General features: G+C 60.9%; 3 protein-coding genes and 2 pseudogenes. All 5 read right to left on the bottom strand.

What is annotated here, in order from left to right; genetic code table 11:
• Positions 1-801: 801 nt before the first annotated feature.
• Positions 802-1,209: pseudogene (locus tag ACO2RV_RS20490) on the bottom strand (MucR family transcriptional regulator); the annotation flags it as partial.
• Between the two features lie 95 nt (positions 1,210-1,304).
• Positions 1,305-2,195 carry a hypothetical protein gene (locus tag ACO2RV_RS20485; protein WP_423296100.1) on the bottom strand — a complete coding sequence of 297 codons (891 nt, stop codon included), beginning with the start codon at positions 2,193-2,195 and terminating at the stop codon, positions 1,305-1,307.
• Positions 2,196-2,267: 72 nt separating this feature from the next.
• Positions 2,268-3,110, bottom strand: coding sequence for a hypothetical protein (locus tag ACO2RV_RS20480; protein ID WP_423296099.1), 843 nt, complete (start codon positions 3,108-3,110; stop codon positions 2,268-2,270).
• Positions 3,107-3,541 (bottom strand): annotated as a pseudogene (locus ACO2RV_RS20475) (nucleotidyl transferase AbiEii/AbiGii toxin family protein); the annotation flags it as partial. The gene ACO2RV_RS20480 and the pseudogene ACO2RV_RS20475, both read right to left, overlap by 4 nt.
• Before the next feature lie 27 nt (positions 3,542-3,568).
• Positions 3,569-6,211, bottom strand: a complete 2,643-nt coding sequence (locus ACO2RV_RS20470) for an AAA family ATPase (protein ID WP_423296098.1) — start codon at positions 6,209-6,211, stop codon at positions 3,569-3,571.
• Between the last annotated feature and the right edge of the window lie 21 nt (positions 6,212-6,232).

Raw genomic sequence — 6,232 nt, 5'->3', positions numbered from 1 at the left:
TCGACGCCGCTCTACCGAGGTGATCACCTCCACTCGCGAAAGGGACATATGACTACTCCTAGGATTACCCCTAGGACTTCACGTCATCGCGCAACCTCCGCAAGGCGGCCCTCGCCGGAGGGGTACGAGGAGCCCGACTTTCCTGTCGAAGGCGCGTCCCCGCGCGTCATTCCTTTGTTCCTGGGTCAGCCCGCGCGGGCTTCGGCGGCGGACGTCGGATAAGAGATCAGTGCAATTCAGCTGGCACATCAGCTCCAGGCCGTTGTCGACGAGGATCAGAGCGATGCGGCCATTGAGCGGATGATTGATGGCCAGCTCGCTCAGGGCGCGGTCTAGCTGCTCGATGATTGGAATAACTGATCGCAAGTCTCCCCCTCCCAAGCATGACGGTCCGAGCGATGTCGCTTCGACGGCAGGCTGCCGTGCCCGCCACGGGGTTCCTCGAGCCGGGACGAAGCGTTTCCCCGACGTCCGTCGCGTCGACACCGGCGCCGCGAGCTGAGCATGAGCCTGCCGGGGCCTGTCACGCGGATCGCATAGCCGGTGTTGATGTCTCCGGCTACGCCATGATCATCAGCCGGTAGGTTCGGCGGCCCTGCGTGCCCTCTTGGGCTTGGCAGCGGGCTGTGCAACGGGCTCGGCAACGGATTTCGTCTTACGCGGGGTGCGCTTTGCCGGGGCCGTCTCTGGCGCGGCCGCAACGGCGATCGGCGCGCTTGCCTTAGTGCGCGGGGTGCGCTTCGGCTTCTCCATCACTGAGGGTGAGGACGCAACGACGGGTTCCGGAACTGGCGCAACCGCCTTGCGCAGCTGGCCAAGGCCTGACGCCTTCGCCAACGCCGAACGGGCTTCCGCATAGCTTGGCGCGACCATCGGATAGTCGGCGGGAAGGTTCCATTTCTGACGGTACTCGGCAGGCGTCAGACCATACTGTATGCGGAGATGTCGTTTCAGCGATTTGAATTTCTTGCCGTCCTCCAGGCAGATGATGAAATCCGACGTCACGGACTTGCGCACCGATACCGCGGGCTCAGGCTTCTTCTCCGGCTCAGTCGACGCTGTTGTGCCCAACGACCGGAGGGCACCGTGAATGTCATGGATCAATTTCGGCAGTTCGGCTGCCGGCACGGAATTATTGGAAACATAGGCCGCGACGAGCGTGGCGGAAACCGCCACCAGATCCGTGGCATCAGACTGATCGGACCGCATCCTTGAGCACCTATCGTTCAGCGAGAGCCGCGCTGGACCTGGATCTGCGCGGCAGCCACTCTTCCCAGACTTTCGTCGCCGACCTCAACGCTGGGTTACCGGATCGATACGACGACCTGCTTTAGACCAGTTCGGGGAACGGACATATCCTTTTCAAAGGCGACTGGATTGGTGATGAGTTTTTGAGGGTCGTGGACGAAAACAAACAGAAAATCATAACGGTCATCAGCACCGTAGAGGACGAAGTCGTCCGCTATCTGCTTCCTCAGCGTTGCATTATCCAGGCCGGCACGCGTCATCTTGAATTCGACGCAGCATCGATAATCGGGCAGGTAGGTGTCCACGCGCCCTGCGCTGCCGGCGACCGATCCGCCAAACTCCTCGGGGCGAATGTCGTCGATCTCGAGCGCAAGCAGCGATTGAAACAGATATTGCACGTCGTACTCGTCCTCCATGACGAGTGCTGCGCGGTTCGCTCGGCGCTTCTTGAGGCGAAGCAGGACCTGTTCGAAACGATCCGCGATATGCGCCAAGTGAGCCATGATATGGAATGCCTCCGCGTTCGCGCTCGCCGGACTTGATCCGTCCAATTGCCTCAACGCTTCTTTGACGCCATGCTGGGCCTTCTCAATGGCGCCCAGGACCATGGGAAGTGTCTCCAGATAATGGTCGCGCTGTTGGCAGGCCTCCCAAGCCTGTGTGAGCTCCATCAGCCAGTGCTCAAGCTGTTTCACCGAAAGCTCGAGCATCTCACGCAGATCGGCCGCGGATGCGTAGTCTCTAGGAAACTGGCAGTTGAGCCATCTCGTATCGGACCAGTCATAGAGCGCCATAGCAATGCCGTATGCCTTGCGCGCCTCGTCGCTCCGGCCATAACCCTGGTTCGGATTGACTCCTTGCATCAGATCAGCCCAGTCGTTCTGCTGAGCGCGAGCGAAGGATTGCAAATAGACTCCGGCCTTTTTGGCCAGTTCGAGCTCGTCCATGTCGAAAATCCGCAGATCGTATTCAGGTAGGTCTCTTGCCGGCTTCGCCATGTTGGGGTGGGACCGCCGCAATCAGGCGAGGAGAGAGGCCGTCCACGCGGACTGCAGTTCTGTATCCGAGCACAGTACACGTTCGAAGCCGCTTCGTTTTGTTTCCATTCGCTTCAGCACGCGTTGCTCCATCTCATAGGCCTCAACAGAGGTCTTCCATGTCTGGATCAGGAAGATCTTCCATTGCTCGTTGAGCACCTCGACCGGGACGTGCTGGTTCACGGCTGCCAGCCGCGCGTCGACGTCCTCAGCATGGCCGATCTTGAAGACGTTCCTCTTGCCGAACCGCAGGGCATAGGTTGACGCGGGGTTCTGGGCCGAGTGCTCAACGCGGTAGGCGACGTCGCCTGGCTTCGGGCCGGTGGTCGGCCGAAGAAGCTCGTTCAGTTGCCGCATCCGCTGGAGAGAGGGAAGCTCGGGCAGCACGAGCGGCTCGGCAGCGAGCGCCAGGACACGTCGTACATCTTCCTCCTCAAGCTCTTCCACGCCCGGCGTCGCGAGCATGGTCAGCTGCGTGGACAACGTGTCCGTCACCATCGGCTGCGGCACGAAGTGCCATGCCCGGGTCAGTGCGACCGCATGAGGAAATTTGTAGTTGCCGCGCTCGTCGAAGTCGCGGGCATCGAGGTCGGCGTGGGTGGCGATCTCGAGCGTGCGCAGCGGCTCGAATCCAATCTCCGCCATTCCCAGCAATCGCCCTTGGAGGGAGTCTGGCGTGCGCTCTGTCTTCGTGCCCACGAACAGTAGGCGGTCCCCGCGTTCGGCAAGCCTGAGGAGACGGTTGAGGTGGCCCGCCGATCCGAAGGTCGCGATCGGCAGACGTTCAAATCCCAGGCCCCAGACGCGGGTTGCGAACATCCTCATGGCGCTGTCGGGTCCGGCTGATCGGGATGCGACGTCAAGATCGTGTTGAGGTGGCGCTCGAGCGCCTCGATGCTCGCCATCACCTCCTCGAAGGCGGGCGGTGTCCCGAATATCATTGCGGACATGCACGCATAATCGGCTGCCAGCTTTGCACGCATCTCCGGGGTGGGGACAAGACGATAGCTCCCCGGCACCGCCCGGTCGTACCGATGATCCCGCGCGCGAAACATCAGCATCTTGTGCTGGCGGGAGGCTTCGGCGAGGTCGAGCATCGAGGCGGTCGCGACGCCATAGTCTAGATGGGTCCAGATCTGATGGACGTCGTAATAGTGGCGCGAGTAGCGATCGAGATTGGGTTCCGGGCGGTCGGGCCTGGCGTCGAGACGGCGCTTCTCGGTCATATCGGTCATGGCGTGCAGGATCAGCACCTTTACTTTGCGCCCCGCGAATTCTTAGTCTCATTTCTTCGGCTTCATCTGCGGACGAGCGGCCTCTGCAGCTTCACTTTCGGCCTTAAGGTCGGAAATCAGGAACTCGAGCTCCGCGATATGCGCTGCGAACTCGTGGGGCTGAGGCACAGCGACGGTGTCTGCCGCCGGATTGTCATGGCTATGCGTGTTTGCGCGGGTCATCCCCTCGTGGAAGCGGATGGCTAGCGCATCCGAAAGGCGAACGTAGCGAAGCAGCTGCGTCTGGATGACGTCCGTTCCACGTCGAACAATGTCCCTGAAAATCACTTGTTCCACGACGCGCTCATAAGTGTCGCGCAGCCGACCATACAGGTTCTTCACCTGATATTCGTACTCCGCTGGGCTCATCGCATGAAGTTTTGCGAGCGGCGCGGCATCGTTCTTTATCCGTCCTATACGCTTGCTGACGTCTTGGCCTTTCCATGGCATCCCCGCTGTATCGACTTTACCAGCCGCGGATTTGTCGCTGAACAGCGCAACCGTGACGGGCTCGATTCCGGCGTCGTCAGCTACACGACAGAGTTCATTAAAGAAGATGATGTCATGGGTGAACACGATGACCTGTCGCTTCGTCGCCTCCTCGGCGATCCGCTCGGCCACTTTGGCGCTTCTGTCGCGGTCGAGGGAGGAAACGGGATCATCGATCACGATCGGCCCCGAGCCGTCGGTCAGGGCAACCTCGGTCAAGAATCCGGCGAGGGCCAAGGCTCGCTGTTCGCCCTCGCTTAGGATCTCCGACGTCACCTTGGTCAGCTTCGTCTTGGGATCTATCTCGAATTCCGCCTTGGTCTGACCGCTCTTGCGGGCCAGCCCGACATTGAGATGCATGATGTCGAAGCGCAACCGCTCGGCATCAAAACGCGTGACCACCGCCGTCGTCAGATGCGTGTCCAACAACTCGTTGGCGCGCTGCGTTATTCCTCTCGTCTGCACGTCAGCGAGAGCTTTCGTGTAGGCGTCGTCGATAACCAACAAGTCCCGACGCGTGACAAGCTTCGATTTGTTTGCGGCGAGCGTCTTGCGATCTTCGAGCTCTGCCTTTTCCGCAGCCAGCTTGGCTCGCTCTTCGGAATTCCCTGCCTGCGCAAGCCCATCTTTCTCCGCCTTCAGCTTGAGCGCGAAAGCCTTCACGTCCTCGATCGGCAGAATCATTCGAGGGACCGCGTCGCTCTCTTCGCCTCGCAGCCGCGCAACTGCGTTCGCGCGGCGCTTCACCGCCGAGGTCTGAAAGATCGAGAGCCCATCAGCCAGTTCCGCGTCCCGCTTTCGCACCTGTTCGAGCCGGTCAGGGAAGTCGTCGGCGCCAAGACAGGCTAGGTCATGAACATTCGCGAGTGCATCGGCCACCGCCTGCTCCGCCGTTCTGGCTGCAGCGTCGAGGGTGTCGTCCATGAATTTTTGAAAGCGCTGCATACGACTGGCGCCATCAGGCAGTAGCGGCTGCTGGCACAACACGCATGCAGCCGCATCGCTGTCTGCGAACAATACCGGAAACATCTGTCCCCGGTAGGCTTCCGTCACGGAGTAGTCGCGCGCCGCGGCCCAGAGTACTCGCCAGGTATCGCTGCCGACACCTGCCAGGGGCTCGTCGGTGAACAATTCTCCAGCAGCGATCGTGGCTGCTTGGCGTGCTGCGACCGAAGCGGCATGAAGGCTCGAAAGCTGCTCCAACGCAGCATCGGTAAGCGTTGAGACGACGGCCTCGCACTCCACTGCAAGGGTATCGATCCACTTGGAGAGCGCATTAGCATCGGCAGCGGCCGCGACACCTGCAGATAGGGAAGCTGTGATCTGGTCGAGCCGCTCTTGATCTGCCGCACCGAACACTGTCGCCGCATCGATTTGGGCATCAGTTGTGGACTTGCTCAAGGCTTTGGCGAAGCGCTGGGCTGCCGTTTCGCGTTGTGGAGCGAAAGCGATCTCCGTCAGGCTGACCTTGTTCCCGACCTCCGTTGCGCGCGCGGAATCCAACGTTTCTTTCAAGCCGATGCAAACGGCATTGAGACGGTGAGGCAGGGCCAATCCAAACGGGAGAAACCGGATCTGATTCCCGCCATCGACGTAAAGCTGCGCGGAGGCCGTATCGAAGACGGAGACCTGCATGAGCTGCGGCGACGCGACCGTGCCGGGCGTCCATGGGATCGCGGTGTCGCCGGCGCCGGCGTCGATTACAATCTCGGCCGTCTGCGGGCCGGCAGTGCCTCCATAGACGTCGGCGAGAACCTTCAGCTTGGCCAGGTTTTCGACGCGCGTCCGGCAAGCCGTCCGCAGGATCCGCACAAAACCGCTCTTGCCGCTTCCATTCCGGCCATAAACGATCGTGAGCGCTTTCGGACAAAAGGTGAGGGACGCCCTGGGCACCAGCCGATTCACGTTCTCGACGTTGGCGATGCCCTTCAGAATGACGGGTTGATGTTTCCCGCCTCCAAAATGAGCCTTCGTGAACGGGACGGCTTTTGGAGGCGCGGCCGGAAGTTTGAATCCGGCAGCGGATTTGACCTGAGCAAGCAGCTCACCGACGTCGGTCGCGGTAAGCTCATTGCTGATCGCCAGACGTCTCAGCGCGTCCTGCTTCCAGGACGAAAGCTTCTTTGACCATTCCAGAACATCATCTATCGGCTCCCCAGCCATTCCGTCCCCCGATAGAAAGCC

Source organism: Ancylobacter sp. VNQ12 (genome assembly GCF_049445835.1).
Classification (GTDB): Bacteria; Pseudomonadota; Alphaproteobacteria; order Rhizobiales; family Xanthobacteraceae; genus Ancylobacter.
Note: the sequence above shows the minus strand (reverse complement) of the source record. Positions and strands in the feature narration are given on the sequence as shown.